Annotated in this window: 26 protein-coding genes; 12 read left to right on the forward strand and 14 right to left on the reverse strand. The window is 56.1% G+C overall.

Features of this window, described 5'->3' with window-relative positions; translation table 11 throughout:
• Positions 1–21 precede the first annotated feature (21 nt).
• On the forward strand, positions 22–513 hold the full coding sequence (locus ACJ0G7_RS07405) for a hypothetical protein (RefSeq protein WP_043693796.1): 492 nt from the start codon (positions 22–24) through the stop codon (positions 511–513).
• Here ACJ0G7_RS07405 and ACJ0G7_RS07410 read toward each other — a convergent pair.
• The 8 genes from ACJ0G7_RS07410 to ACJ0G7_RS07445 all read right to left on the reverse strand — a co-directional run bounded on the left by ACJ0G7_RS07410 (position 501) and on the right by ACJ0G7_RS07445 (position 8250).
• Positions 501–1400, reverse strand: a complete 900-nt coding sequence (locus ACJ0G7_RS07410; protein WP_043693793.1) for a transglutaminase family protein — start codon at positions 1398–1400, stop codon at positions 501–503. The genes ACJ0G7_RS07405 and ACJ0G7_RS07410 overlap by 13 nt on opposite strands.
• Positions 1385–2368, reverse strand: coding sequence for an alpha-E domain-containing protein (locus ACJ0G7_RS07415; RefSeq protein WP_043693790.1), 984 nt, complete (start codon positions 2366–2368; stop codon positions 1385–1387). The genes ACJ0G7_RS07410 and ACJ0G7_RS07415 overlap by 16 nt, the downstream gene beginning before the upstream one ends.
• Positions 2362–3834 carry a circularly permuted type 2 ATP-grasp protein gene (locus ACJ0G7_RS07420; RefSeq protein WP_407395871.1) on the reverse strand — a complete coding sequence of 491 codons (1473 nt, stop codon included), beginning with the start codon at positions 3832–3834 and terminating at the stop codon, positions 2362–2364. The genes ACJ0G7_RS07415 and ACJ0G7_RS07420 overlap by 7 nt, the downstream gene beginning before the upstream one ends.
• 350 nt (positions 3835–4184) lie before the next feature.
• Entirely contained in the window at positions 4185–4934 is a 750-nt protein-coding gene (locus ACJ0G7_RS07425; RefSeq protein WP_407395580.1) for a type 1 glutamine amidotransferase, read from the reverse strand.
• Positions 4931–6640 (reverse strand): urease subunit alpha, encoded by a 1710-nt coding sequence (ureC, locus tag ACJ0G7_RS07430; protein ID WP_407395582.1) that lies wholly within the window; start codon positions 6638–6640, stop codon positions 4931–4933. The genes ACJ0G7_RS07425 and ureC overlap by 4 nt, the downstream gene beginning before the upstream one ends.
• Positions 6641–6643: 3 nt before the next feature.
• A complete protein-coding gene (locus ACJ0G7_RS07435) occupies positions 6644–6964 on the reverse strand; it encodes an urease subunit beta (protein WP_043693780.1) in 321 nt (106 codons plus the stop codon).
• Between the two features lie 11 nt (positions 6965–6975).
• Positions 6976–7278 (reverse strand): urease subunit gamma, encoded by a 303-nt coding sequence (locus ACJ0G7_RS07440; RefSeq protein ID WP_043693777.1) that lies wholly within the window; start codon positions 7276–7278, stop codon positions 6976–6978.
• Between the two features lie 18 nt (positions 7279–7296).
• On the reverse strand, positions 7297–8250 hold the full coding sequence (locus ACJ0G7_RS07445) for an urease accessory protein UreD (protein WP_407395585.1): 954 nt from the start codon (positions 8248–8250) through the stop codon (positions 7297–7299).
• Positions 8251–8353: 103 nt separating this feature from the next.
• Here ACJ0G7_RS07445 and ureE point away from each other — a divergent pair, with 103 nt between their 5' ends.
• From ureE to urtE, 8 genes are all read left to right on the forward strand, one after another.
• On the forward strand, positions 8354–8803 hold the full coding sequence (gene ureE, locus ACJ0G7_RS07450) for an urease accessory protein UreE (RefSeq protein ID WP_407395586.1): 450 nt from the start codon (positions 8354–8356) through the stop codon (positions 8801–8803).
• The gene (locus tag ACJ0G7_RS07455) at positions 8800–9471 is read left to right on the forward strand and encodes an urease accessory protein UreF (protein WP_043693771.1); all 672 of its coding nucleotides are present in this window, start codon (positions 8800–8802) and stop codon (positions 9469–9471) included. Before ureE ends, ACJ0G7_RS07455 begins: the two co-directional genes overlap by 4 nt.
• Positions 9471–10073: an urease accessory protein UreG gene (ureG, locus tag ACJ0G7_RS07460; RefSeq protein WP_407395588.1), complete on the forward strand. Its 603-nt coding sequence runs from the start codon at positions 9471–9473 to the stop codon at positions 10071–10073. The genes ACJ0G7_RS07455 and ureG overlap by 1 nt, the downstream gene beginning before the upstream one ends.
• Before the next feature lie 118 nt (positions 10074–10191).
• A complete protein-coding gene (gene urtA / locus ACJ0G7_RS07465) occupies positions 10192–11499 on the forward strand; it encodes an urea ABC transporter substrate-binding protein (RefSeq protein WP_407395872.1) in 1308 nt (435 codons plus the stop codon).
• 73 nt (positions 11500–11572) lie between these two features.
• Positions 11573–12730 (forward strand): urea ABC transporter permease subunit UrtB, encoded by a 1158-nt coding sequence (gene urtB, locus ACJ0G7_RS07470; RefSeq protein ID WP_407395589.1) that lies wholly within the window; start codon positions 11573–11575, stop codon positions 12728–12730.
• 20 nt (positions 12731–12750) lie between these two features.
• Positions 12751–13872, forward strand: coding sequence for an urea ABC transporter permease subunit UrtC (gene urtC, locus ACJ0G7_RS07475; protein WP_407395591.1), 1122 nt, complete (start codon positions 12751–12753; stop codon positions 13870–13872).
• 50 nt (positions 13873–13922) lie between these two features.
• On the forward strand, positions 13923–14666 hold the full coding sequence (gene urtD, locus ACJ0G7_RS07480) for an urea ABC transporter ATP-binding protein UrtD (protein ID WP_043693756.1): 744 nt from the start codon (positions 13923–13925) through the stop codon (positions 14664–14666).
• A gap of 34 nt (positions 14667–14700) precedes the next feature.
• Entirely contained in the window at positions 14701–15447 is a 747-nt protein-coding gene (gene urtE, locus ACJ0G7_RS07485; RefSeq protein WP_407395592.1) for an urea ABC transporter ATP-binding subunit UrtE, read from the forward strand.
• 69 nt (positions 15448–15516) lie between these two features.
• Here the strand turns inward: urtE and ACJ0G7_RS07490 are convergent, their stop codons facing one another.
• From ACJ0G7_RS07490 to ACJ0G7_RS07510, 5 genes are all read right to left on the reverse strand, one after another.
• Entirely contained in the window at positions 15517–15801 is a 285-nt protein-coding gene (locus ACJ0G7_RS07490) for an FmdB family zinc ribbon protein (RefSeq protein ID WP_407395593.1), read from the reverse strand.
• A gap of 39 nt (positions 15802–15840) precedes the next feature.
• Positions 15841–17046, reverse strand: a complete 1206-nt coding sequence (fmdA, locus tag ACJ0G7_RS07495; RefSeq protein ID WP_043693750.1) for a formamidase — start codon at positions 17044–17046, stop codon at positions 15841–15843.
• Between the two features lie 213 nt (positions 17047–17259).
• Positions 17260–18306 (reverse strand): formamidase, encoded by a 1047-nt coding sequence (locus ACJ0G7_RS07500; protein ID WP_052378211.1) that lies wholly within the window; start codon positions 18304–18306, stop codon positions 17260–17262.
• A gap of 130 nt (positions 18307–18436) precedes the next feature.
• A complete protein-coding gene (locus ACJ0G7_RS07505; RefSeq protein ID WP_407395595.1) occupies positions 18437–18865 on the reverse strand; it encodes a hypothetical protein in 429 nt (142 codons plus the stop codon).
• A gap of 575 nt (positions 18866–19440) precedes the next feature.
• Positions 19441–19683, reverse strand: a complete 243-nt coding sequence (locus ACJ0G7_RS07510) for a DUF1830 domain-containing protein (RefSeq protein WP_043693743.1) — start codon at positions 19681–19683, stop codon at positions 19441–19443.
• 336 nt (positions 19684–20019) lie between these two features.
• Between ACJ0G7_RS07510 and ACJ0G7_RS07515 the strand changes: the two genes are divergently transcribed.
• Positions 20020–20202: a hypothetical protein gene (locus ACJ0G7_RS07515; RefSeq protein ID WP_043693740.1), complete on the forward strand. Its 183-nt coding sequence runs from the start codon at positions 20020–20022 to the stop codon at positions 20200–20202.
• 62 nt (positions 20203–20264) lie between these two features.
• Here the strand turns inward: ACJ0G7_RS07515 and ACJ0G7_RS07520 are convergent, their stop codons facing one another.
• Positions 20265–21542 carry a glycosyl transferase gene (locus ACJ0G7_RS07520; protein ID WP_043697103.1) on the reverse strand — a complete coding sequence of 426 codons (1278 nt, stop codon included), beginning with the start codon at positions 21540–21542 and terminating at the stop codon, positions 20265–20267.
• A gap of 69 nt (positions 21543–21611) precedes the next feature.
• Here ACJ0G7_RS07520 and ACJ0G7_RS07525 point away from each other — a divergent pair, with 69 nt between their 5' ends.
• Positions 21612–23339 carry a sugar phosphorylase gene (locus tag ACJ0G7_RS07525; RefSeq protein ID WP_407395597.1) on the forward strand — a complete coding sequence of 576 codons (1728 nt, stop codon included), beginning with the start codon at positions 21612–21614 and terminating at the stop codon, positions 23337–23339.
• On the forward strand, positions 23336–24130 hold the full coding sequence (gene yedP, locus ACJ0G7_RS07530) for a mannosyl-3-phosphoglycerate phosphatase-related protein YedP (protein WP_407395598.1): 795 nt from the start codon (positions 23336–23338) through the stop codon (positions 24128–24130). Before ACJ0G7_RS07525 ends, yedP begins: the two co-directional genes overlap by 4 nt.
• Positions 24131–24173: the final 43 nt, after the last annotated feature.

Genomic DNA, 24173 nt, shown 5'->3' on the forward strand with positions numbered 1-24173 from the left:
GGTTTTCATCGACCCGGTTTGATGTTTGAACTGCTGGCCTACGAACGCTTCCGCGACACACCATCGGTTCGCTTCTTCGATGTCACCGTGGGAACGTCGAATGCCCGTGACCTGGTGATTCACACCGGGCCGGCGACCAGCCCACCCAACGATCCGGCCAGTGGCGCCTGGCAGTTCTATCTTCATCCTCACCAGGAGGACAATCTGCTTGCCGCCAGTGGCGGTCGCACGTTCTATCTCGTGAATCTGGCCTGGGAGAAGCCGTTCCACATCGTGAGATTGGAGAGTGGCGGCGACATCCTGCGCATTCCTCCGGGCACCTTCCATCGTTCGGTGTCAGATCCCGATGGTTCGGTCGTCCTGAACCAGGCCGTGCGCGAGCAGGGAGTCTCCCTCGTGAATGAATTCCGCGTTTACAACAGTGCTCGCATTCCGGCCTTGATGGATGCCACGACCATCACAGCGCCGAAACCATGCCTTCATGGAGTGGAACCGGAGCTTCAGGCGGCCTGAATCAGGCTGGGTGCGTGGTTCTGGTCGGATTCTGATTCCACCATCGCTTCGATCAACCAGCTCAGCTCGCTGACCGTTCCTGGTGGGCCACTGAAGGTGCCGCAGACGGCTGCGGTGAGATCGGGTTTCGAGGAACTGGCCAGAACGATGTAGCGCTCGGTGATTTCGCCGCCCGCACTGGGATCGAAGCCACGCCAGCCGGCCCCCGGCAGATACACCTCGGTCCAGGCATGCAGGTCGTAACTCTGCGGTGCCGGGTCGGCGAGGTGATAACCACTCGCAAAGCGAGCCGGCAGTCCAATACTGCGGCAGCACTCCGTCATCAGCATCGCCAGATCCCGGCAGGATCCGATCCGTTCGCGCAGGGTCCGGCCTGCTGGCCAGGCCGGGCCCGCGTGGCGCTGGGTGTACTTCACCCGATCCTGAATCATCTCCATCAATTGATGGAGGAACGGCAGCACCTGTTGATTGCTGCCCATCAGCGCATCCTGTGCCAGCTCCACAGCGGAAGGATCGTGCTGGCCATTGGGTAGCCAGCCTTCGAGTGCTCCGAGCAGATCCTGGTTGAGTTGTCGCCGGGGGTAAGGGAGGGGCGGTTCAAGACCGTTGAAGCAGTCCAGCAGCGGTGCAGCCGGGTGTGTCACCACCAGGCTGCTGGCCTGAATGTGCAAGGCGTCGGTGGGTCCGAAGAAGCGGACGCGTTGGATGGCATCCCCGCTGGCAGCCAGGAGGTCATGGCTGTGGCTCGGTTCAGGCGTGATCCGAAGGCTGTGCTCGATCAGATGTTGATGGCCCTGGGCGCGAGGACGCAGGCAGAGCCTGTGTTCGCCGAGCTGAACCGGGGCCTCGTAGCGGTAGGTGAGGCTATGGGTCAGCTGAGCGCGCATGAGGGGTCAGAGGGGGTGGAGGCGAGGTCGCCGGTGATGAAATATCGGTTGTGAATCAAGGCATGCAGCTGGTTCAGGTCGGTTTGCAATTGATCGATGGCTTCATGCAGTCCGCGCTCGATCAGAACATCAATGCGGATGTAACTCCATTTGGCGAGCACCTGACCCCGCAGACATTCGAGGTCATCCGGAGGCCCTGCCTGGGGGGCCCGTTGAATCTGCGACAGGGTTTCATTGATCGCCTGAAGGCAGAAACGCACGGAACGGGGAAAGATCGGATCCAGCAACAGAAACCGAGCCACCGATGACGGTGTGATGGCCTGTTGCACGCTCTGGCGATACATCTGATAGGCGCCAGCTGTGCGCAGCAGAGAGATCCATTGCAGTTCATCCAGCACCCCCCCCACTTCCGTGGGCGCTGGCAGCAGCAGGAAATATTTCACGTCGAGGATGCGTGAGGTTTTGTCCGCCCGTTCGATCAGCCGGCCCAGTCGGCTGAACAGCCATGTCTGATCCCGGTTGAGGGTGACGTCGGTGATGCCGTAGAAGAGCTGACAACCTCTCCGGATGCTGCGCAGCTGCTCCTGATCCGGTTCTTGCCAGAGCGCTTCGCCGTCCTGCACGTTCCAGTAGAGATCGTTCAGCTGCTCCCACATTTCGGTGGTGATCACATCCCTGATCTGCCGTGCGTTTTCACGGGCATTGGCGATGCAACTGACGATGCTGTTCGGGTTGTCGCGATCCAGAAGCAGAAAGCTCACGACCTCTTTCGGAGATCCCTGGGAATACATCTGCTCGAAGCTGTCCCGATCACCAATGGCATCGACAAGGGGCAGCCAGGGTTCCGCGCTGCCGGGTGGGCAGTCCAGTGCCATGGCTTCACTCACTTCGAGGAACCGTGAGATGTTCTCGGCGCGTTCGATGTACCGGTTGATCCAGTACAGCGAATCAGCCACTCGGCTCAGCACGGCAATGCCTCCTTTCTCGGAGCAGAGACAGGGTTCTCACTCACCACCCAGGTGTCCTTGCAGCCTCCACCCTGGGACGAATTCACCACCAGGGATCCCCGCTTCAGCGCCACGCGGGTCAGTCCTCCAGGACTGACCCAGTTGGTCTTGCCCCGCAGCACGTACGGACGCAGATCCACATGGCAGGGGTAGAGCTCTCCTTCGCTGAGGGACGGGACCGTGGACAGCTGAAGGGTGGGCTGGGCGATGAAATTGCGAGGGTGAGCTCTGATCTTCGCGGCGAAGCCATCGATCTCCCCAGCCGTGGCGTGAGGGCCGATCAGCATTCCGTAGCCACCAGCCTCGGCGACGGACTTCACCACCAGTTCGTTCAGATGTTCGAGCACGTAACGCAGATCGTCGTCCCTGGAGCACAGATAGGTGGGAACGTTGTCAATGATCGGCTCCTCATTGAGGTAGTAACGGATCATGGACGGCACGTAGGCGTAGATGAGCTTGTCATCGGCGACTCCGGTGCCGGGGGCATTGGCGATCGCAACCCGACCGGATCGCATCACATCGATCAGGCCCGGCACGCCGAGCATCGAATCACGACGGAAGACCGTGGGATCGAGAAAGTCATCGTCGATGCGGCGGTAGATGACATCGACAGGCTCCCGTCCAGCGGTGCTGCGCATCCAGACCCGACCGTCCTCACAGATCAGATCCCGGCCCTCCACCAGGGTGATCCCCATCTGCTGGGCCAGGTAGCTGTGCTCGAAGTACGCACTGTTGAACACTCCAGGGGTGAGCAGAACAACCCTCGGTGCATCGCTCCACGGAGCCAGATCCTGCAACGTGCGCAGCAGATGCGATGGGTAATCGTCGATCGGTTGCACGATGCGCCCTTCGAACAGGCTCGGGAACAACCGCTTCATCACGCGCCGGTTCTCCAGGAAGTAGGCCACTCCCGAGGGGCATCGCAGGTTGTCCTCCAGAACACGCCAAGTTCCCTCTCCGTCCCGGATCAGATCCAGCCCGGAGATGTGGCACCAGCGGTTGAGGGGAGTGGTGATGCCCTGCATCTGCGGGCGCCACCCCTGGGAACTTTCCACATCTTCACGGGGAATCACACCGTCCCGGAGGATCATCTGCGGGCCATAGACATCCTCAAGAAACTGATCGATGGCTTCCAGGCGTTGAAACAACCCTCGTTCCAGTACAGACCAGTCCTGGCGGTGGATCAGCCGGGGTAGAGGGTCGAAGGGCAGGATCCGCTCACCGCCCTGAAGCCCTGAGCCATTCAGGCGAAATGTGGCTCCAAGACGCCGCAGCAGGTTGCTGGCGGATGCGTGGCTGCGGTTCAGTTCCGCCAGTCCCATGGCGCCGAGGGACGACAGCAGCGGTTCGAGATCTTCCCGGGGTGCGGATTGTTCACGGCAGAAATATTCGTCGTACCCGTCGGTCGGTCGGTACTGGGTGAACATCGCCAGAACAATGGATGCACGCATCCAAAAACTCGACAGGGGGCGCATGGGTTGCCGTTGCTACACATTGCTCGACTTGGGTTCCAAAAGCGGGATCAGCATGTGATTTGCGTATCTCTGGTGACGTGAAGCCCCCCTCTGAATGCGGTCTTCGGCTGATCTCCCGTGGCGTTCCAGACAACGTGAATCCACCAGGAGAAAAAAGAAATCTGTATCCTCTTAAACTGTTTTTAATCTTCTGCTCAACTAAAAAAGATTTGAGGGATGAAACTGGCCTTTCTTCCTCGGAGGCTGTCTTCTCACACCAGCAGCCTCCAACACATCATTGATCCAGGCATCAACTTCTGATCTCAAAGCTCAGCCAGGAGTTGAGTCAGAGCATTGGAAAAGAGCCTTCGGCCACTGCGGTTCAGATCCGCACTTTGGCGTTTCCAGTCGTTCTGAAGTTGTTCTGGCCCATCCGCTCCCATGGCGTTCACCACATAGCTGCGATCAGCTCTGATCCAGTTCTCCAGGCTGGAACCGGAGACTTCCAGATGGCACTGCAAGCCGATGGCATGGCGTTTGACCCGGAACACCTGCTCCTTGCAGTGCAGTGATGAACCCAGCAGTGTTGCTTCGGAGGGCAGGCGGATGCGATCGCCATGCCAATGCAGCACGGTCTCGCTGGGATGAAGCCCCTGCAGCAGCGGCTCCTCGCTTGGGTCAACAACCCAGTGGATGGCACCGAAGCCAACCTCCTTCAAGGGGTGCGCCGGGTGGCCCACCAGCAGCTGTTCAACGCTTCCCCCGGCCGCCATCGTCAGGAGTTGTGCGCCCAGGCAGATCCCCAGGACCGGTTTCTGCTGCTGATGCCAGGACGTCAGCCAGTCCAGTTCCCGTTGCAGCCAGTCCATGCCTGGCTGCAGGCGGTCGTTCACGCTCATGGGGCCTCCCAGCACCAAGGCGATGGTGTTGCGGCACCCATCCGGATCAGGGAAGGGATCTCCCAGAGATGGCCGCCGGACGTCGATCTGCATTTGCCGTTCCCGGGCCAGATCGGCAATCAGGTCGGGACCTTCGTGGTCGACATGCTGCACCACCAGCAGGGTGGTGCTCAAAGCAGCAGATAGCGCTGCGCGAGGGGAAGCACCTCCGCGGGTTCGCAGGTGAGCAGTTCGCCGTCGGCGAACACTTCATAGGTCTGCGGGTCCACGCTCACATTGGGCAGGCTGGAATTGAGCTTCAGAGCGCTTTTGCCAACGCTGCGGGTGTCTTGGACGGCCAGGCAGGTCCGTTCCAGCCCGAGTTGGCTCTGGATGTCGGCATCCATCGCTGCCTGGCTGACGAAGGTGAGGCAGTTGTGGACCAGTGCCTTGCCGAACGCTCCGAACATCGGCCTGCCATGCACAGGGCCCGGGGTTGGGATCGAGGCGTTGGCATCACCCATCTGGGCCCACACGATGGAACCTCCCTTGAGCACCAGTTCAGGACGGATGCCGAAGAAACCAGGCTTCCAGAGCACCAGATCGGCGAGTTTGCCGGTTTCGACGGATCCAACCTCGCTGCTGATGCCGTGGGCCAGGGCCGGATTGATGGTCACTTTGGCGATGTAGCGCTTGAGCCGGTGGTTGTCGTTGCGATCGGAATCCTCCGGGAGCGCTCCCCGCTGCACCTTCATCTTGTGGGCCGTCTGGAAGGTTCGGGTGATCACTTCGCCAACGCGGCCCATGGCCTGGGAATCGCTGGCAATGATCGAGAAGGCACCCAGGTCGTGAAGGATGTCTTCGGCGGCAATCGTTTCGCGGCGGATGCGTGATTCGGCAAAGGCCACGTCCTCAGGGATCTTCGGATCCAGGTGGTGACACACCATCAGCATGTCGAGGTGCTCCTCGAGCGTGTTGCGGGTGTAGGGCCGGGTGGGGTTGGTGCTGCTGGGCAGCACGTTCGCTTCACCGCAGATCTTGATGATGTCGGGGGCATGACCACCGCCGGCACCTTCTGTATGGAACGTGTGGATGGTGCGACCCTTGATCGCGGCGATCGTGTCCTCAACGAAGCCCGCTTCGTTGAGGGTGTCGGTGTGGATGCAGACCTGCACATCCATCCGGTCCGCGACCGACAGACAGGCATCGATCGCTGCCGGTGTCGTGCCCCAGTCCTCATGCAGCTTGAGCCCGCAGGCCCCTGCCAGCACCTGCTCTTCCAGGGCCTCAGGTGTGCTGGCGTTGCCTTTGCCGAAGAAGCCCAGATTCACCGGCAGGCCTTCAGCGGCCTGCAGCATGCTGGCGATGTGGAAGGCGCCGGGGGTGCAGGTGGTGGCGTTGGTGCCGGTGGCTGGTCCGGTTCCGCCACCCATCAGGGTCGTCACACCACTGGCCAGGGCGGTTTCGATCTGCTGCGGGCAGATGAAGTGGATGTGGGTGTCGATGCCACCGGCGGTGAGGATGTGGCCCTCGCCGGCGATCGCTTCGGTGCCCGGTCCCACGATGATCGTCACCCCCTCCTGAGTGTCAGGGTTGCCGGCTTTGCCGATGCCCACGATCCGGCCGTCCTTCAGGCCCACGTCAGCCTTGACGATGCCCCACCAGTCGAGGATCAGGGCGTTGGTGATCACCGTGTCCACGGCGCCACCTGCCCGTGGGATCTGGGACTGGCCCATGCCGTCGCGGATGACTTTGCCGCCCCCGAATTTCACCTCATCGCCATAGACGGTGTAGTCCTTCTCGACTTCGAGGATCAGATCGGTGTCGGCGAGGCGGACCCGGTCGCCTGTGGTTGGTCCGTAGGTCTCGGCGTAGGTCTTGCGGGAGATGCGGAAAGGCATGGATCAGGCGTCAAGGGGTCCGTTGATCTGGCCGTTGAAGCCGACCACACGCCGTGCGCCGGCGAAGGGAATCAGGTTCACGTCCCGGCTGTCGCCGGGCTCGAACCGGATCGCTGTGCCGGCGGGGATGTCGAGCCGTTGCCCGCGAGCGGCGATCCGGTCGAACTGCAGAGCGGCGTTGGCTTCAGCGAAGTGGAAGTGGGAGCCCACCTGCACGGGGCGGTCGCCGCTGTTGGCGACGCTGATGGTGGTCACAGGGCGACCGGCGTTGAGTTCGATTTCGCCGGGTTCCGGAAGCAGTTCGCCGGGAATCAGGGGTGGCATCAGGGACGTCCTCAGCGAATGGGGTCGTGCAGGGTGACGAGCTTGGTGCCATCGGGGAAGACCGCCTCGATCTGCACTTCATGCACCAGCTCCGCGACACCGTCCATCACCTGATCACGGCTCAGCCAGGTGGTGCCCTCCTGCATCAGTTCCGCAACGCTTTTGCCGTCACGGGCGCCTTCCAGAACCAGGAAGCTCAGCCAGGCCGTCGCCTCAGGGTGATTGAGCTTGAGGCCGCGGTTGAGCCGTCGCTCAGCCAGCAGGGCCGCGGTCACGATCAGGAGCTTGTCCTTTTCCTGAGGACTGAGATGCATGGGAAGACTCGGTCATGGTCAGTGTGTCTCCGCAATGGCCTCAGCAGTGTTCTCCTTGAACATCAAGCTCTGCAACGGCTGGTCCTGCAAGGGCTGTTCTTGTAAAGGCCAGACCCGCGGGATGCGGGGAAGGGCGAGACCCCGCAATGCCCGTGTCCGAGCCCAGATGCGGCTGAACCAGAAGCGGGCATCCCGGCTCGAAGGACCGATGTAGCGGGCAACAAGCCCTTGATCCAGCGTGCTGCAGCGCATCGTGCCGATCAGGCCATGCCGGTCGTCCCGTGCATCCTTCAGCAGCATGGAGATCGCTTCGGGACTGAGCGGCTTGGGTGCCGCCCACACCAGGGACCCGAACACCGGTGCACCGGCCAGTCCGTGGCAGTCCGTCAGGCTCGATCCACCGAGCTCCAGCCGATCCACCAGCTCCCAGCGCGGTGATTCGGCTCCATGGCGCTGAATCTCCAGGCATGAGCGCCAGCATCCCTGATTCAGCCGTTCCTCCGCGGCGGTCCGCCCCAGCCGCACGATCTCCGCACTGAGAAATGAGGCGTTCTCCGGCAGGCACACCCTCAACGATTGGTGAAACAGTGCATCGGCGTACAGCACCATTTCCTGAGGCAGCCATTCCAGATCGCTGTTGTCATCCAGGGTGCAGGTCACGCCCTGCCTGGACCAGGCTCCATCGGGATTCAGGCGGCTGCGGCCGACAGAGCCATAGACCTTCTGAGCAGCCACGCTGGTGATCAGGCTGCGGCTTTCAGCTTTCAGGTTCAAGTCGATGCTGAGCTGATCGCCGCCCACCAGGCCACCGGCGGTGTGAAGAAGGGGCAGCTCGCAGCGGCCGTCGTCCCCCGCCTCCGCCCGCAGCAGTTTGAACGGAGCACGGCAGCCACCCTGGTGACGGGTTCTGCCGCCGTCATTGGTTGTGAACTGCAGCCTGCAGTGGCCGTGCCAGGGCTCGAGTCGTTGCATGGTTGCCACGCTCCATGGCTGCTCTCGACATCTCTGTAGCAATCCATACCAAGCCATCCGCTGCTGCTGGGCAGGCTCCCAACCAATCGGGATGGGATGGGTGATGGAATCGGTGCTTGTGCTGGAGCAGCGCCTCGCTCCCAATTCCTTGAAGCCAGATCTGCGATTGCCCCTGACGGCTGATGAAAGAACGGTGCTGCGAGGTCGTCGCCGCACGGTCTGCGGCCGGGAGGTGCTGCTGCAGTTGCCGCGGGACCAATCGCTCCAGCCCGGAGATCAACTCTGTGATGCTGATGGAATCACGCGGGTGGAGGTGACAGCGGCACCCGAGGCGTTGCTGCGCGTGCAGGCCGCGACTCCACTGGAGTTGATGCAGGCCGTCTATCACCTGGGCAATCGCCATGTTGCCCTCGAGCTTCATCAGCAGGAGCTGTTCTTGCTGGATGATTCCGTCCTCGCCGATCTGCTGAAGAGCCGAGGTCTCAAACTGAGTCGGTGCGTCCGGTCGTTCGCTCCGGAGGCGGGTGCTTATGGAGTGCATCAGCACGGATGACATCGCTTGCCCTGCTTCAGCTGGTGAGTCCGGCTTTACCGGTCGGAGGATTCAGTTATTCCGAGGGCCTGGAAGTGCAGATTCAGGCCGGCATGCTCGCGGACGAAAGGGCTCTCGAGGGCTGGCTGGAGGCAGAGCTGACCAGGGGCTCCCTGCGGCTGGAGGCAGCGTCGCTGGTGACTCTCGCCGATGACTGCTCGGCCTGGGTTCGGCGTGGGGATGCTGCGGCGCGCCAGCGTCTGTTGAATCTGGACGGCTGGCTCCTGGCGACGCGTGATGCCGCCGAGCTGCGCGCGCAGCATCGTCAGATGGGCCAGTCCTTGCTGCTGTTGTTGGCAGAGATGGGCCATTCCCTGCCGGCTCCTTTATCTCTGGCCTGGCCGGCGTCATGGGCCTGGGCCGCGAGGGCTTTGAAGCTGTCAGACAGAGAAATGGTGCAGGGTTACCTCTACAGCTGGGTAGCCAATCAGCTCAGTGCAGCGGTCAGGCTGTTGCCGTTGGGTCCGTCCCGGGCCCAGGTGCTGCAGCAAAGAGCGCTTCCCTTGATCGCCGATCAGGCTGAGCAGCTGCTTGATCGTGATCCTCGGACGTTGTGGAGTGGTGGTGTCGGTGTCGGGCAGGCGCAGCTCGCCCATGCTGAGCTCTATTCACGCCTGTTTCGAAGCTGATGAGCAGCAAGCTGCGTTTAGGAGTCGCCGGCCCGGTTGGCTCAGGAAAGACAGCGCTGGTGGAAGCGTTGTGCCGCCGCCTGCGTGATCAGCTTCAGCTCGCTGTCGTTACCAACGACATCTACACCCAGGAGGATGCCCAGTTCCTGACGCGGGCTGGTGCTCTGGAGCCTGAACGGATCCGAGGCGTTGAGACCGGCGGTTGCCCGCACACGGCGATCCGAGAGGACTGCTCGATCAACCGGGCTGCAGTGGCGGAGCTTGAGGCTCAGTTTCCGGGTCTTGATCTTGTGCTGGTGGAAAGCGGTGGTGACAACCTCGCCGCCAGTTTCAGTCCGGAACTGGTCGATCTCTGTATCTATGTCATCGATGTGGCTGCTGGAGACAAAATTCCACGGAAGGGAGGGCCTGGTATCACCCGTTCGGACCTTTTGGTGATCAACAAAATCGATCTGGCATCCATGGTGGGTGCAGATCTTGTGGTCATGGAGCATGACACCAAGCGGATGCGTGGTGAGCGCCCCTGGTGTTTCACAAACCTTCAAACCGGAGAAGGCCTCGAGAGCGTGGAGGCATTTGTGTTGCAACAGCTACCGAATTAAGTCAACGAATCGCGGCAATTCCCAAAATGTTATTGTCGATACAAAGCGGGTCCAAGTCGGTTCATACGGTCCCATGGTCGCCCTCATGGCGGTCTCATCCACCGTGTGTCTTTGCTTTATGAATTCAACGTTTACGAAGCGTCTGCTCGCTGCATTCGCGGCCACGACAGTGGGAGTCACGATGACCGCCTGTGGCGGTGGCAGCGATGATTCCGCTGGTGGTGGTAGCGACTTTGATGGTGAAATCAAGGTTGGCATCCTTCATTCCCTTAGCGGAACGATGGCGATCTCCGAAACGACTCTGAAAGAAGTCGAGGAGATGGCGATCAAGGAAATCAATGAAGCCGGCGGTGTCAAGGTCGACGGCAAGAGCTACAAGATCACCTACACCTCTGAAGATGGTGCCTCGGATTGGCCCACCTTCGCAGAGAAGTCTCAGAAGCTGATCGACGCCGACAAGGTTGCCGTTGTGTTCGGCGGCTGGACATCGGCTAGTCGGAAAGCAATGCTTCCGGTTTATGAAGCCAAGGATCATTTCCTCTTCTACCCGATTCAGTACGAAGGCCAGGAGTGCTCCAAGAACATCTTCTACACCGGCGCTGTTCCGAACCAGCAAGCTGAGCCTGCAGTTGATTGGCTGTTTGAGCAGTTCGCCGACAAGTACGGCAAGAAGGTCTACCTGGTCGGTTCTGACTACGTTTATCCCAGAACTGCTAACACCATCATCAAAGAGCAGGTCAAGAGCCTGGGTGGTGAGACGGTCGGTGAGGACTACATCCCTCTCGGCAACACCGAGGTGGCGCCTATCATCGCCAAGATCAAGAAAGAGTTCCCTGATGGTGGAATCATCATCAACACTCTGAATGGCGATTCCAACGTTGCCCTGTTCAAGCAGTTCAAGGCAGCAGGAATCACTCCTGACAAGTACCCGATCATGTCCTTCTCCATCGCTGAGGAGGAGATCCGTCAGATTGGACCTGAGTATGTGGGCGGCACCTACGCAGCCTGGAACTACTTCATGTCCCTCGGGACTGAAGCCTCCAACACCTTCAACGCAGCATTCCTTGCTGAGTACGGTGACGAGCGTGTGACGAACGATCCTATGGAGTCGGCCTACAACATGGTTTACCTCTGGAAGGCTGCTGTTGAGAAGGCCGGCACGTATGAGGATCTTGATGCAGTGCGGAACGCACTGATCGGCATCAAGCTTGATGCTCCTCAGGGTCCGATTGAGATGTATCCCAACCACCACATCTCGCAGACTGTGCGGATTGGTGAAGCCAAGGAGAATGGCCAATTCGAGATTCTCTGGGATAGCAAGACTCCCGTTCCTCCCATTACCTGGAACCAGTACGTTCCTGAGACCAAGGGTTACAAGTGCGACTGGACGCTTGATCGTCCTGACGCCGGAAAGTTCAAGATGTGATCGTTACGTCTGAACTCATTTGAATAGTGGGCCACAATAAACTTGTGGCCCCTTTTTTTTACCCCATGTACTGATGGAATTAATTTTTTCACAGCTCCTTGATGGGCTCAGCATCGGGTCAGTACTGCTTCTCGCAGCGACGGGCCTGGCCATCGTTTTTGGTTTGATGGGAGTGATTAATCTCGCTCATGGCGAGTTGATGATGGTTGGAGCTTATGTGACTTTTGTCACACAAAATATGTTCAAGCCACTCGGCGAAGGCATTTTCCAACTTTATTATCTTTTTGCGCTCGTTTTTGCCTTCATCATCACTGGCCTCGTCGGAGTTCTTCTGGAAAGAACATTAATACGACAGTTATATGGACGACCTCTTGAAACATTGCTCGCTACGTGGGGTGTCAGCCTCGTTCTGATTCAATTCATTCGTAGTGTTTCAACAAGCATGGTTGTAGGGATATTAGTTGCCATCATCCTTGGTTATTGCTTTCAGCGTTTCTCACCTACAAAACTCAAGAGCGCTTCGTTTTATCCCTATCTTTCAGGACTCGTTTGGGTTGTGGCATCAGTGATTGGTTTCATTTCAATCACTGCGATGTCAGCTTCTAAACCACTGTCTAAAGCCTGGTTCGGGCCTCGAAATATTGATGTGACGGCCCCGAAATGGTTGCAAGGAAGCTGGGGTTCGATTGCGGGGATTGAGTTGCCGGGTATTCGAATCTTCATCATTATCCTCTCTGCTCTGCTGCTTGGTTTTGTGGCATGGTTTCTTACAAAGAGTGTCTGGGGATTACGCATCCGTGCCGTGACTCAAAACCGTCAGATGAGCAATTGCCTGGGTATTCCCACTGACAGCGTCGATAGCATCACCTTTGGCATTGGATCTGGCCTGGCTGGTGTGGCTGGGAGTGCGATTACCTTGCTTGGCTCCGTGGGTCCCAATCTCGGTGCTGCCTATATCGTTTCCTGCTTCATGGTCATTGTTCTGGGAGGGGTGGGAAATCTTGTCGGTACTGTGATTGCTTCGATGATGCTTGGAATCATTCAATCCATCATTGGATCCGGCGCCATTCTGATTGCTTTCCCAGACATACCAGCTGCTCCTGCTGCTGTCATTGAGTTCTTCGCAACAACGAGTATGTCCTATGTGTTGATCTTTATCTTTATTATTTCGTTCCTTCAATTTAAGCCAACTGGGATGTTCCCCCAGAAGGGCCGATCCGTCGAATCCTGATCTTTGCATTTTCATTTTCCATGAAAATTTTCAAAAAGCTGCTTCCTTGGCTTCTTCTAGCCTTCGCATTCTTTGTTCTACCGACGATTCTTTCACAGTTCCGCCTCAATCTTTTTGGAAGGTATTTTTCTCTAGCTATCATTGCTTTAGGCATTGATCTTATCTGGGGATACACCGGACTTCTCAGCCTGGGTCAAGGTATCTTTTTTGCCTTGGGTGGTTATGCCATAGCCATGCATCTTCTGTTGGTGACCAATAATGATTTCACCACGGGAGCCAATGGGCTACCAAAGTTCTTCGAGAATTACGGTGTTGATAATCTCCCATTTTTCTGGCAACCATTCTGGTCCTTCCCTTGGACACTGATCGCTATTTGGTTGATTCCTGCGGTGGTTGCTGGTCTTGTTGGATATCTGATTTTTAGAAACCGCATCAAGGGTGTTTATTTTTCCATTATCACCCAAGCATCCTTGATGGTTTTTTACCATTTCTTCAATGGACAGCAGAAGCTCGTTAATGGAACAAATGGTCTTAAAACCAGCACCACTGAGATATTCGGAATGATTGTGGGCTCAGACGATGCTCAACTCATGTTTTATCGAATCACTCTCATAATTCTGCCTTTTGCCTACCTTCTTTGTAAGTTTCTGACCAGCGGACGTTTCGGTGATGCTTTGATCGGTATCAGAGACGATGAGGCCCGTTTGCGTTTCAGTGGTTTTAATCCAGTTCCATTCAAAGTCATTGTCTTTCTGGTTGCTGGCGCCTTAGCTGGTATCTCTGGGGCACTTTATACAGTTCAGTCAGGTATCGTTTCACCTCAATATATGGCCATTTCAATGTCCATTGAAATGGTGATTTGGGTTGCTGTTGGTGGTCGTGGAACATTGATCGGACCGATTATTGGTGCTGTTTTAGTCAATTATCTGCGAAGTCTGGTTAGTGAAGCGCTGCCTGAAGCCTGGTTGTTTGTGCAGGGTGGCTTGTTCATCTTTGTGGTTGTGTTGATGCCCGATGGCATTTATGGATGGTTTAAGAACGGCGGATTTACATCGATGATGGCAGCCTTTGGAATTGCAAAGAAATCTTCAACATATCCAAAGCTGGAAATGGATGAGGGTTATACGACTCAATCTCAATAATCTTTTCTTGCTCAACCTTCGCTTTCATGTCAACCAACACTGTTTAAGCTATGTCAACACCAATTCTTGAATTAAATGATGTCAGCGTTGATTTTGATGGTTTCTTTGCATTGACTGATCTCTCCATCTCTCTGGAGCATGGTGAACTAAGGTCAATCATTGGACCCAATGGCGCTGGTAAAACAACTTTTCTAGATGTCATCACTGGAAAGGTTAAGCCAACCAAAGGCTCAGTCTCCCTGAGAGGTTCTAGTATTATTGGTTTGTCGGAACAGAAGATTTCAAGATTAGGTGTTGGTCGAAAGTTTCAGACACCTCGCGTGTTTGAAAATCTTTCGGTCTCCAGAAATCTTGAGTTGGCTGCTTCACCGAGCAAGATGCCATTCAGCCTGATGTTTGAAAAGCTGAATAATACGGCTAAAGATGAGGTCTATCGCTTGATGGATTATGTGGGCCTTGCTCCTTACGCCAAGGTCTTGGCCGGTTCCTTGTCTCATGGTCAAAAGCAATGGCTTGCGATCTCAATGCTTGTTGCTCAATCTCCAGACATCATTCTTCTGGATGAGCCAGTGGCAGGTTTGACCGATGAAGAGACGAACAAAACAGCTGAACTGATTAAATCCCTTGCAGGTGAACATACCGTGGTGGTCATTGAGCATGATATGGAGTTTATTCGTGATCTTGCCGCACCAGTCACTGTGTTGCATCAAGGGCAGTTGTTGACGGAAGGTTCACTCGACGAAGTGAAGTCTGATCCAAAAGTGATTGAGGTTTATCTCGGTCAATCCGAATAACGTCATTATTTAATTTGCCAATCTCTGAAGAACCATGGTACAAACTAAAACCACCGCGCATCCCAGCTCCACAAAAACTATTCTTCGAGCTAGCGGCTTGAATGTGTATTACGGTGAGAGTCACATTCTCAGAAATGTTGACCTGCATATCCCTGAGGGGGAAATGATTTGTTTGATCGGTCGTAATGGAGTGGGAAAGACAACCTTTCTGAAGACGATCATTGGTCTTCTCGAGCAACGATCTGGTTCGATTGAATATGATGGAAAAATGTTGATGAATCAACCTCCTTATAAACGTGCCAGGGGAGGAATTGGTTATGTTTCTCAAGGTCGAGATATCATTCCTCGAATCACGGTTCGTGAGAATCTTCTGATTGGGATGGAATCACTCCCTGGCGGGATGGGACGAAATCGGCATATTGACCCGATTGTCTTTGAACTCTTTCCGATCCTGGAGCAGTTTTTGAATCGTCGTGGCGGTGATCTCAGTGGAGGTCAGCAGCAACAACTTGCCATTGCACGTGCACTGCTTGGTAAGCCAAAACTTCTTTTGTTAGACGAGCCGACTGAAGGGATTCAGCCTTCGATCATTCTTGATATCGAACGTGCTGTCAGGCGCATCATTGATGAAACAGGCATCAGTGTTCTTCTTGTTGAGCAGCATCTTCATTTTGTTAAGCAGTCCAGTTTTTATTATGCAATGCAACGCGGTGGTATTGTTTCGAGTGGCCCGACGTCTCAATTGTCTGATCAAGTGATTGGAGAATTCCTTACAGTTTAATGAGTGCAAAAAAAGGGGGGATGCGATCATGATGATCACATCCCCCCTTTTTTAATGTGCTGATTCTTTTCAGCAACCTCGATTCAACATCCAAGGACGTGAATCGTTTGTGCGTAGTCGAGGTTTGCTGGCCTCAGATGCGCGGGATGAGTTTTTCTTACTGATAAGTTTCGGTTCTTTTGCTTCTACTTTCAATCGGATTGAAGAGGATAACATCATGGGTGGATTGAAAACCCTCTTCCCTTCACTGCCACAGGTAGGACATTCTGTTTGTATGGCACGTTGATCAATAGATCGCCATACTTCATAGGTGTCACATTCACCAGATTGGCATGAATATTCGTAGACAGGCATGTTGCTGGTATCAGTGAATAATGAATAAGTAGATAGTGTTTAACATGGAAGAATGTCCTTGTCGAAGATCGACGTTGGTATGGCGAGCGTGCAGCATGCGTTTGGAATATCGACGATTCCGCTGATGCGTCCTTCGACTGGGGCGCAGCTCAGCAAAAGGTAAGCCTGTTCACCTGTGTAGCCAAACTTTTTCAGGTATTCAATGGCGTTGAGGCAGGCTCTGCGATAAGCGATATGTACATCCATATAGTATTGCTTGCCTTCGAATTCATCGACTGAAATCCCTTCGAAAACCAGATAGTCAGAGTAGTGAGGTTCAACAGGGCTTGTCTTAAACATAGGATTGACCATCCCATATTTAGCCATTCCGCCTTTGATCAGCTCAACATGAAGATCGAGATATCCAGACATCTCGATGGCGCCACAGAATGAAATTTCACCATCTCCTTGAGAAAAGTGAATGTCACCCATGGAGAGCTTTGCACCCTCGACATAGACAGGGAAATAGATGCGTGTCCCTTTCGTCAGGTTTTTGATGTCGCAGTTTCCTCCATGTTCGCGAGGAGGAACAGTTCGAGCTGCCTCGTTGGCAATCCTTTCGAAATCCCCAGAGGCAACGTTCCCGAGAATGGCACTGTTTGGATTCGGCAGAGCTGCCAGAACAGGTTCCGTTCCTGAGAGTCCAGCCCCGTAGGTTCTGCGGTCTGGAGCGGTCTGAACCAGCTCGGTTTCTCGGCGGTTCCACTCCTGAAGCAGCTCCATGGAGGGAGCACAGCCAATCAGGCCTGGGTGGGTGATGCCAGCGAAACGAACTCCGGGAATGTGGCGAGAGGACGTGTAGATCCCTTCCAGATCCCAGATTGCTTTGGCTGCTTTAGGAAAATGATCTGTCAGGAATCCTCCACCATTTTCTTTGGCGAAGATTCCAGTAAAGCCCCATTCATCTCCTTGAAGTGCTCCAACTTCGAGGATATCGACCACCAGGATATCTCCTGGCTGAGCACCATTGACCCAGATTGGTCCACTTAAGACATGAACGACCTCAAGATTGACATCAGCGATATCTTTCGGGTCGTCGTTATCTTTAATCTGACCATCGGTCCAATCTTTGCACTCAATGCGAAAGATGTCGCCTGGATTTACTGACGCGACCGCCGGAATATCAGGATGCCAACGATTATGTCCAGGCATTTCCTGTTGATCCATTGGCTTGGTGAGATCAACCTTGAAAAGGGTTTCGGGCATTGAGAATGAAAAGCCGACACCCTGTATTGAAGGCAATCAAAAAGGGCCAAAAAGTGACCCTTTATACGCAAAGCAAGATTGCGTCGTTTTGAAATTAAAACTTTGTTCTAAGTGCTACTTTTTAAGGCGCTTGCTTGTGATATTAAAGCTTATTTTTTTAAGTTAGCCGCACCTTGCTCTTGGTATGGAGTCAAGGTGCGGCAGTGACTTTGGTCAGCTTGCCGCTGCTGCGGGAATCGATTTTTTGACTCCGTTCTGTGGCATCGGTCCCAATTTGACTCCATCGGGGTAGTACTTCCAGCCATCGCGGATGCGCACTTTTTCGTCCCAAGGGAGTTTGTATTCTCCATTGGCAAGATCCTTGACCCACGTGAGGTAATTCTCTTTCTCTCCCCCGGGTTGACCGACATAAGCCCGGCATCCCAGGTTGAAGATGTTGTTTTCGAGGGCCCAGTTTTCTCTTGCTTTATCAACCAGTCGAGGGAACAGCTCAGCAGTAACGATTTCCCAAGGATTCCTGTGGCCCTGCTGGATTACATTTCCATCGTAATTGCAAACTGTTCCTTCGCCGAAGTAATAGAAGACGCCGTCATAACCAGCTAAGTTTACAGAAATCGTGTACATCAGATTCTGCCAAGCGTTGGTTCGGTTGGTCCAGATCCATTGATCATTCACCTGGGTTGAGTAACCAGAGATGCGGATATAAACGTTGGCTCCTTTGTAAGCAGCCTCCCGAGCGAGTTCTGGGAACATGCCGTCATGACAGATGCACACTGCAAGCTTGGAGCCCTTGGGGCCGTCGCACACCGGCATTCCGTAGTTTCCTGGAGACCATGGCTCAATCGGCACCCATGGCTGGAGTTTTCTGTAGTGAAGAGCAATTTCACCATCTGAATTGATGATGATGGCCGAGTTAAATGGAGGCAGGCTTGGGTCGTCGTTCTGCTCCATAAGAGAGAAAACACCCCAAACATCATTCTCTTTGCAAGCCTGTTTGAAGCGATCAATCTCAGGAGAATCGATGCGTAGCAGCATCTCGTCGTAGGTCCAAATCGCTGTGTTTAAACCTTGAGTGGAGTATTCAGGCATCACAATCAGATCTGCCTCCGGGTAACCAGCCTTGGTTGACGCTACGGCTTTGCAAATCTGATCAACTTGTGTCTGGATATCCGCTGGACCTGTAATGACAGGCACAGGATATTGAATCATTGCAACCAGCAATGATTCATCCCATGAGCTGACGCTGCCGGTACTAGCCATTGAGCGAGAATGAGAACCATTCCCATATTCGGGTCAGAAGGAGGGTTGATCCGTATCAACCGCAACTGTTGGATCATGTTGTTGATCGAACCGTTCGGCGAGTTCGGGATGTCTGGCCCCCCTCAGTCGCTCAGTTGTCCTGGAAGTCGCCTTTGCGGCAGAGGTTCTGCGCTAAACGTTTGGCCCAGCCAGGCGCTTTTTCGCGTCCTTTGTCCTTGGCCTCTCCATCGAAGTAGAGCAGCAGTTGCCAATCCGTCTTGCCTCCTTCCACTCCGGGTTTCTCATCGTCGGACAACCAGCGACCGTAAATGTTGTCGTACTCAGGCCAGTTGGGCAGGTCAGGCATGCTGCAAACCGCATTCACTTCTGCCCTGATCCCTTCGGAACCATCGGTGATGACGCTGATGCCTCCATCGAACAGACCATTGGGTTCTCCGGGCTTGAAGGCGTGGGTCAGGCGCACCTCTGTGTCTCCCTCCACCACGAGTGTGTCACCGAGTTCGGCTTCATGGCTGGGAGTTTCCCTGGCTTGATTTGTGCATGCCTGCATGGCTGTCATGGACAGCGCCATCAGGCATGCCATCGCCCCATTCCGTAAGAGATCCTTCACGTGCATCCAGACAGTGTCCTGCCATTCATGTGACGTCGTCCACTCTGCTTGGCCGTCCTTCTGTGAAGACTCATTACCAGTTGCCATTTTGTTTCGGCGCGAACGACACGTGAGGACGAATTCTTGCCAAGCTCTGTCTGTATCAAACGCTACCAAACGTTCACCCTGATACAGGGCGCAGTGGTTCGCAGGTCATGGAACGGGGGCCTGTTCATCAACGAGAGGACGCCATGTCCAAACTTCAGTCTCAAAGCCAGAAAGTCCAAACATCTCAACTGCTCTACCGGCCCTCCGGGCGGAAGACGACAAAAGGCGAGATCATCCGGTCCAAGAAAACGGCTGAGCTTCTCCGTCTGACGCAGGACGGGATCCAACAGTCTCAGCCTCCTCTTGCAACAGGATCAGCCAGTGTGAAGCCACTGCGGCGTGGAGGCTTCCTTCGCTCAAGGATGACTGCTGAGCTGCTCGGGGTGGATCTGATCGGCCGCTGACGATTCGGTCGGAGCCGGGTGGGGGGTGACGCCTCAGCAGGCTCCGAGTGTCTCTTCGGCTGGTTCATCCTGCGTTGCATATTCCTTGACATCAGCTCTGACCTGAAGCATCTGGCCTTGGAGTGACATCCTCCAGATTTCGAGGCGAGCATTTTCAGGTGCTTCGAACCAGAACAATTCAGTCGGCAACACGACTTTCTCTCGATAGAACTGATCCTGGCCGACGCATTTCACGATCACCATTCGATCGGTGTCGTTGTGATAGACGCATTCCATTGTTGAGCCATCTTGAATAGTGGCATCTTGAAGAATTTTCGCCCCAACAAGTGTTGGATTGGTCACCGATTGGATCCTGTTTCCGATTTGGTTTAGACGGCTTGATACCAAAGTCGATTTTTCTGTAGCGTTTGTAACTTTCAGCGTTCCCGGTGTTGCTTCGCCTGTGTTCCTGAGGGTTGTTTGCGTGGTGCTGGATCAGTGGTGCCGGATGGCAGCAGGGCCTTGTTCGTTTGAGATCAGAGAAAACACACAGTTGCAGTTTTTCGTCTCAAATGAAACATTTGTTTTTGTGGCGCCCCGAGAAACTGATTCTGTCTTGTCATAGAGGCTGTGATGCAGAACTCAATCAGCATCTCCATGAGTCAATCCTTTGAAATGGAGCGCATCAACCGTGCCATTGATGAAACAGCTGATCCTGCCCAGCTGCAGACAATTGCCAAGCAACTGTTGCAAGCATGGTATTCGCAAAAAGCTGCGACGAATTGGGTGATCCGCCAGCACCAGCAAGGGATCTGACAGTTCTATGTTGATGGGAAGGCCTGGACAAAGGCCTTCCGAATTGATATCAGTAGCCTTTTTTAGGCCACCAATTCAGTAGATGTTGTTCTGGGCTTGTGATTGGGTCGCCTCAGGGTCTGTGCTCGCGTCGACGTCGCAGACATGGTTCGATCCGCTTGCCCGGCATCACTCAAATCAGCTTGGAGAGATGGGTTACAGCTTTTCAGTCGCGACCAGCTCGGCAATTGGTGGGCAATCGGTGATGCCATGAGATCTGACAATCCACTTCTCAGCAGTTCAGCAAAACGATGCACGGCCAGTTCCTCTCCGTGTCGGTCGTACGGCAGACGGTTGATGGCTGAATCGATGCCGAACTGTCGGACCCGATCTTCACCGACCCGTCGATAAAGCACCTCAAGGGTTGGTATTTGATCCATGGTCATCACGGATCCTTCGTGTTCCATCAATCCTCGCAGCACGGTGCCGAAGATCTCACCAGCCATGCGCTGGAGCCCTTCGCTGGGTTTGCTGCCAAGTTCCTTGTGTTTGTGATCAAACAGGCCAAGGTCCACCTGAGCGATGCGGGTCGGGGCCACATGGCGAAAGACCTCCGACAGAAGTCCGACCTCCAGCCCCCAATCGGATGGGATGCGGAGGTTCATGGCCAGATCGGTTGTGAAGGCAAATTCTCCTGCGAGTGGATAACGAAAGGACTGCAGATACCGCAGGTAGGGAAGCGGGCCGAAGATCTGCTCCAGGCTCACGAGCAGGGGGCCGACAAACAGCCTTGTTGCGCGTCCCTGCAGCGCCTGCGTTTCCAGCGAGAGCCTGCTGTAGAAGGCTTTCACATAAGCCACTCCATGGGAGCGATCCAGCAGCGGACGCAGCATGCGTTCCGGGTAAGCGGAACCGAAGGTGCGGATGTCGGCATCGAACAGACCCACCACTTCAGCGTCCTGACAGGCGACACCGAGTCCTTGCCAGACCGCCCAACCTTTGCCTGGCGGTCCGGTGACATCCAGTCCCAGCTCACCCATCGATTCAAGGAGCTGCTTGACCGCCGGTCCATTGGTCCAGTGCACCTGAACCGGGAAGGGCATGCCGGCGAAAAAGGCTTCCGCATGCGCCACATCCTCCGCCGCCGGCGCCGCCAGGGCGATCACAAGGCGGTTCAGACCCTTCAAGGTTGAGAGGGTGTCGCGGATCAGGCCAAGGGCGGGTCGGCTGAATTCCTCCATCAGGCAAGGAATCAGCAGCGTCGTGGGCCGTTGCGTCAGCTCTCGGTTGAACGCGACGGAATCGAGATTGCCTAGGCTGTAGTCATGAACCGTGGTGATCAGGCTTTGCTGAAAATCCATGCGGTGTTCAATGCGACAACGGTGGCTGAGGTCCTGGCCCATACCTGAACGGTGTTCAGGAGAAACAGAATGCAGCTCCCGCGCGACGAAACGCTGCAGGCACTGCTCCATGACCTCTACCTCGACGATTCTTCCGTTGATCCCGAGGTGCTGTCGTCGCAATTGCTGCAGATTCTGCGTGGTAGTGCAAACGATGGCGATTGCATTGCCGTCGATGAGCGCTGGTCAGGGGCTGATGCCGTTCTGATCACCTATGCGGATACGGTGACAGAGCAGGAGAAGCCCGGCCTTCAGAGCCTGCGGCTTCTGGTGAACCGTCACCTCAACCCCTTCGCATCTGTCATTCACGTGCTGCCTTTCCTGCAGTCCACCAGCGATGGCGGTTTCGCAGTGGCCAGTCATGACCAACTTGAGTCGCGTCATGGTGACTGGGGTGATCTCTCCGCGCTTGCCGGGGGGCGACGCCTGATGGCTGATCTGGTGCTGAATCACATCTCGGCGTCCCATCCCTGGGTCCAACAGTTTCTGTGCGATGACGAACCGGGTCGCTCCTGTGTTCTGGAAGCCTCTCCCTCCACCTGCTGGGACGCTGTGGTCCGGCCCCGCAGTTCTTCCCTGTTCACCCAGCTCTGCGGTCCCGCGGGAGTGCGTCAGGTCTGGACCACCTTCGGTCCTGACCAGGTCGATGTGGACTGGCGCAGTCCGGAGGTTCTGCTCGGGTTCACGCGATTGCTGGCACGGATGGTCCGCCACGGGGTGCGCTGGGTGCGACTCGATGCCGTCGGTTTCATCTGGAAGACCCCAGGCACCGGATGTATCCATCTGCCCCAGGCCCACCGGATCGTCGAGGTGATGAGGCATCTCATGGATGCGGCCTGCTCACACGGCGTGGTGGTGACGGAGACGAATGTGCCGGAGCAGGAGAACCTGTCGTATCTGATCAGTGGCCGGGAGGCTCATCTGGCCTACAACTTTCCCCTGCCACCCCTGTTGCTGGAAGCAGCGATCAGCGGTCGTGCAGACCTGCTGAATGGATGGCTGAGCCGATGGCCTCAGCTCCCGGAAGCAACGGGTCTGTTCAATTTCACGGCCTGTCATGACGGGGTTGGGCTGAGGGCCCTCGAGGGGCTGATGCCTGAGAGACGTCTGCTGCAGCTGTTGATCGCCTGCGAACAGAGGGGTGGCTTGATCAGCCATCGTCGACTGACCAGCGGCGAAGAGGCGCCGTATGAAATCAACATCAGTTGGTGGAGCGCCATGGCGGATGGGGGAATCGATCCTGCCCACCACCAGCGGGCCCGGTTTCTGATGACTCAGCTGCTGATCCTTGCCCTGCCGGGAGTTCCGGCGTTCTACCTTCCCGCCCTGCTGGCTGCGCCCAATGATCTCGGACGCTTCCGTCGCACGGGTCACCGTCGGGATCTCAACCGACCTCAGTTCAAGGCCGAGGCTTTGGAGCGTCGTCTTCAGGATCCCGACAGTGATGCCACGGCGGTGACGACGATGCTTGCTCGGGCTCTGGACGTTCGCAAGACCCAGGCTGCGCTCCACCCGGACGCAGCGCTTGAGGTGCTCAGCACGGGCCGATCCGATCTTGTGGTTCTGCGCCGTTCCCGCCATGGTCAGGTCCTGCTGGCGATTCACAACCTCACTCCCTCCCGCCTGACGCTGGCGCTGGGGGGATTCGTCGACCCTGTGACAGGCCCCTGGGTCGATTGTCTCAACGGCTCGACTGAAGCGCTCAGCTCTCTGCTGCAGTTGGAGCCCTATGCCGTGCACTGGTTGATTCAGTCATGAGAGAACGCCTCAGTTCCCGGTGGTGGGTGGTGACGGATCTGGATGGCACCCTGCTGGACCATGCCTACGACTGGACTCCGGCCGAAACGGCCCTGAGATGGCTCCAGCAGCGTGGAATTCCTGTGATTCCCTGCACCAGCAAGACCGCGGAGGAGGTGCGTCAGTTCCGGGCAGCGGCTCAGCTGAACGATCCCTACATCGTTGAGAACGGCGGTGCCATCCACGGTTCATCCGACACAGGTGAGGACTGGGAGGAGGCTCTTGGTCCCGGTTGGACAGCTTTGAAGCCACAGTTGTCTGAGCTGGCCGAGGAGCTCGGTGAACCGCTGCAAGCTCTCGATGAACTGACGGATGATCAGGGAGAGCGCCTGCTTGGACTCTCCGGCGAGCGATTGCAGCAGGCCCAGCGCCGTCGTTGGAGTGTCCCTTTCGTTCCCCCGTCCGTGCAGATTCAGCCTCGCCTCGAGGCTCTGGCGTCAGTCCGCGGTCTGGCAGTTGTGCGCGGTAACAGGATGTGTCACCTCCTCGGAGCCGACGTCAGCAAAGGCAGGGCGTTGAATGTTCTGCGGCAACGTGTCGGTGCACCCGGGGTGAAGGTGCTGGCCCTCGGGGATTCGCCCAATGATCTTCCTCTGCTGGAGGTGGCTGATCTCGCCGTTGTTGTTCCTGGCCCTGCAGGTCCTCATCCGGAGTTGAGTGTGAACGTGGCGAGCGGTCGCTTTCAACTGGCTCGGGATATTCATGGCGCTGGCTGGGCTGAATCGGTCCGGCGCCTGCTTCCGGAGGATTAGCACGAAATCGTCTCAATATCAGCACGATACAGTGATTATATCG

The organism is Parasynechococcus sp. (assembly GCF_045559935.1).
Lineage (GTDB): Bacteria > Cyanobacteriota > Cyanobacteriia > PCC-6307 > Cyanobiaceae > Parasynechococcus.

Excerpts from the sequence above, each read along its gene's own strand:
- ACJ0G7_RS07405 (WP_043693796.1), top strand. The coding sequence starts at position 22 with ATGTTTGAACTGCTGGCCTACGAACGCTTCCGCGACACACCATCGGTT.
- ACJ0G7_RS07410 (WP_043693793.1), bottom strand. The coding sequence starts at position 1,400 with ATGCGCGCTCAGCTGACCCATAGCCTCACCTACCGCTACGAGGCCCCG.
- ACJ0G7_RS07420 (WP_407395871.1), bottom strand. The coding sequence starts at position 3,834 with ATGTTCACCCAGTACCGACCGACCGACGGGTACGACGAATATTTCTGC.
- ureC (WP_407395582.1), bottom strand. The coding sequence starts at position 6,640 with ATGCCTTTCCGCATCTCCCGCAAGACCTACGCCGAGACCTACGGACCA.
- ACJ0G7_RS07435 (WP_043693780.1), bottom strand. The coding sequence starts at position 6,964 with ATGCCACCCCTGATTCCCGGCGAACTGCTTCCGGAACCCGGCGAAATC.
- ACJ0G7_RS07440 (WP_043693777.1), bottom strand. The coding sequence starts at position 7,278 with ATGCATCTCAGTCCTCAGGAAAAGGACAAGCTCCTGATCGTGACCGCG.
- ACJ0G7_RS07445 (WP_407395585.1), bottom strand. The coding sequence starts at position 8,250 with ATGCAACGACTCGAGCCCTGGCACGGCCACTGCAGGCTGCAGTTCACA.
- ureE (WP_407395586.1), top strand. The coding sequence starts at position 8,354 with ATGGAATCGGTGCTTGTGCTGGAGCAGCGCCTCGCTCCCAATTCCTTG.
- ACJ0G7_RS07455 (WP_043693771.1), top strand. The coding sequence starts at position 8,800 with ATGACATCGCTTGCCCTGCTTCAGCTGGTGAGTCCGGCTTTACCGGTC.
- ureG (WP_407395588.1), top strand. The coding sequence starts at position 9,471 with ATGAGCAGCAAGCTGCGTTTAGGAGTCGCCGGCCCGGTTGGCTCAGGA.
- urtA (WP_407395872.1), top strand. The coding sequence starts at position 10,192 with ATGAATTCAACGTTTACGAAGCGTCTGCTCGCTGCATTCGCGGCCACG.
- urtB (WP_407395589.1), top strand. The coding sequence starts at position 11,573 with ATGGAATTAATTTTTTCACAGCTCCTTGATGGGCTCAGCATCGGGTCA.
- urtC (WP_407395591.1), top strand. The coding sequence starts at position 12,751 with ATGAAAATTTTCAAAAAGCTGCTTCCTTGGCTTCTTCTAGCCTTCGCA.
- urtD (WP_043693756.1), top strand. The coding sequence starts at position 13,923 with ATGTCAACACCAATTCTTGAATTAAATGATGTCAGCGTTGATTTTGAT.
- urtE (WP_407395592.1), top strand. The coding sequence starts at position 14,701 with ATGGTACAAACTAAAACCACCGCGCATCCCAGCTCCACAAAAACTATT.
- ACJ0G7_RS07490 (WP_407395593.1), bottom strand. The coding sequence starts at position 15,801 with ATGCCTGTCTACGAATATTCATGCCAATCTGGTGAATGTGACACCTAT.
- fmdA (WP_043693750.1), bottom strand. The coding sequence starts at position 17,046 with ATGCCCGAAACCCTTTTCAAGGTTGATCTCACCAAGCCAATGGATCAA.
- ACJ0G7_RS07500 (WP_052378211.1), bottom strand. The coding sequence starts at position 18,306 with ATGGCTAGTACCGGCAGCGTCAGCTCATGGGATGAATCATTGCTGGTT.
- ACJ0G7_RS07505 (WP_407395595.1), bottom strand. The coding sequence starts at position 18,865 with ATGACAGCCATGCAGGCATGCACAAATCAAGCCAGGGAAACTCCCAGC.
- ACJ0G7_RS07510 (WP_043693743.1), bottom strand. The coding sequence starts at position 19,683 with ATGGAATGCGTCTATCACAACGACACCGATCGAATGGTGATCGTGAAA.
- ACJ0G7_RS07515 (WP_043693740.1), top strand. The coding sequence starts at position 20,020 with ATGCAGAACTCAATCAGCATCTCCATGAGTCAATCCTTTGAAATGGAG.
- ACJ0G7_RS07520 (WP_043697103.1), bottom strand. The coding sequence starts at position 21,542 with ATGGATTTTCAGCAAAGCCTGATCACCACGGTTCATGACTACAGCCTA.
- ACJ0G7_RS07525 (WP_407395597.1), top strand. The coding sequence starts at position 21,612 with ATGCAGCTCCCGCGCGACGAAACGCTGCAGGCACTGCTCCATGACCTC.
- yedP (WP_407395598.1), top strand. The coding sequence starts at position 23,336 with ATGAGAGAACGCCTCAGTTCCCGGTGGTGGGTGGTGACGGATCTGGAT.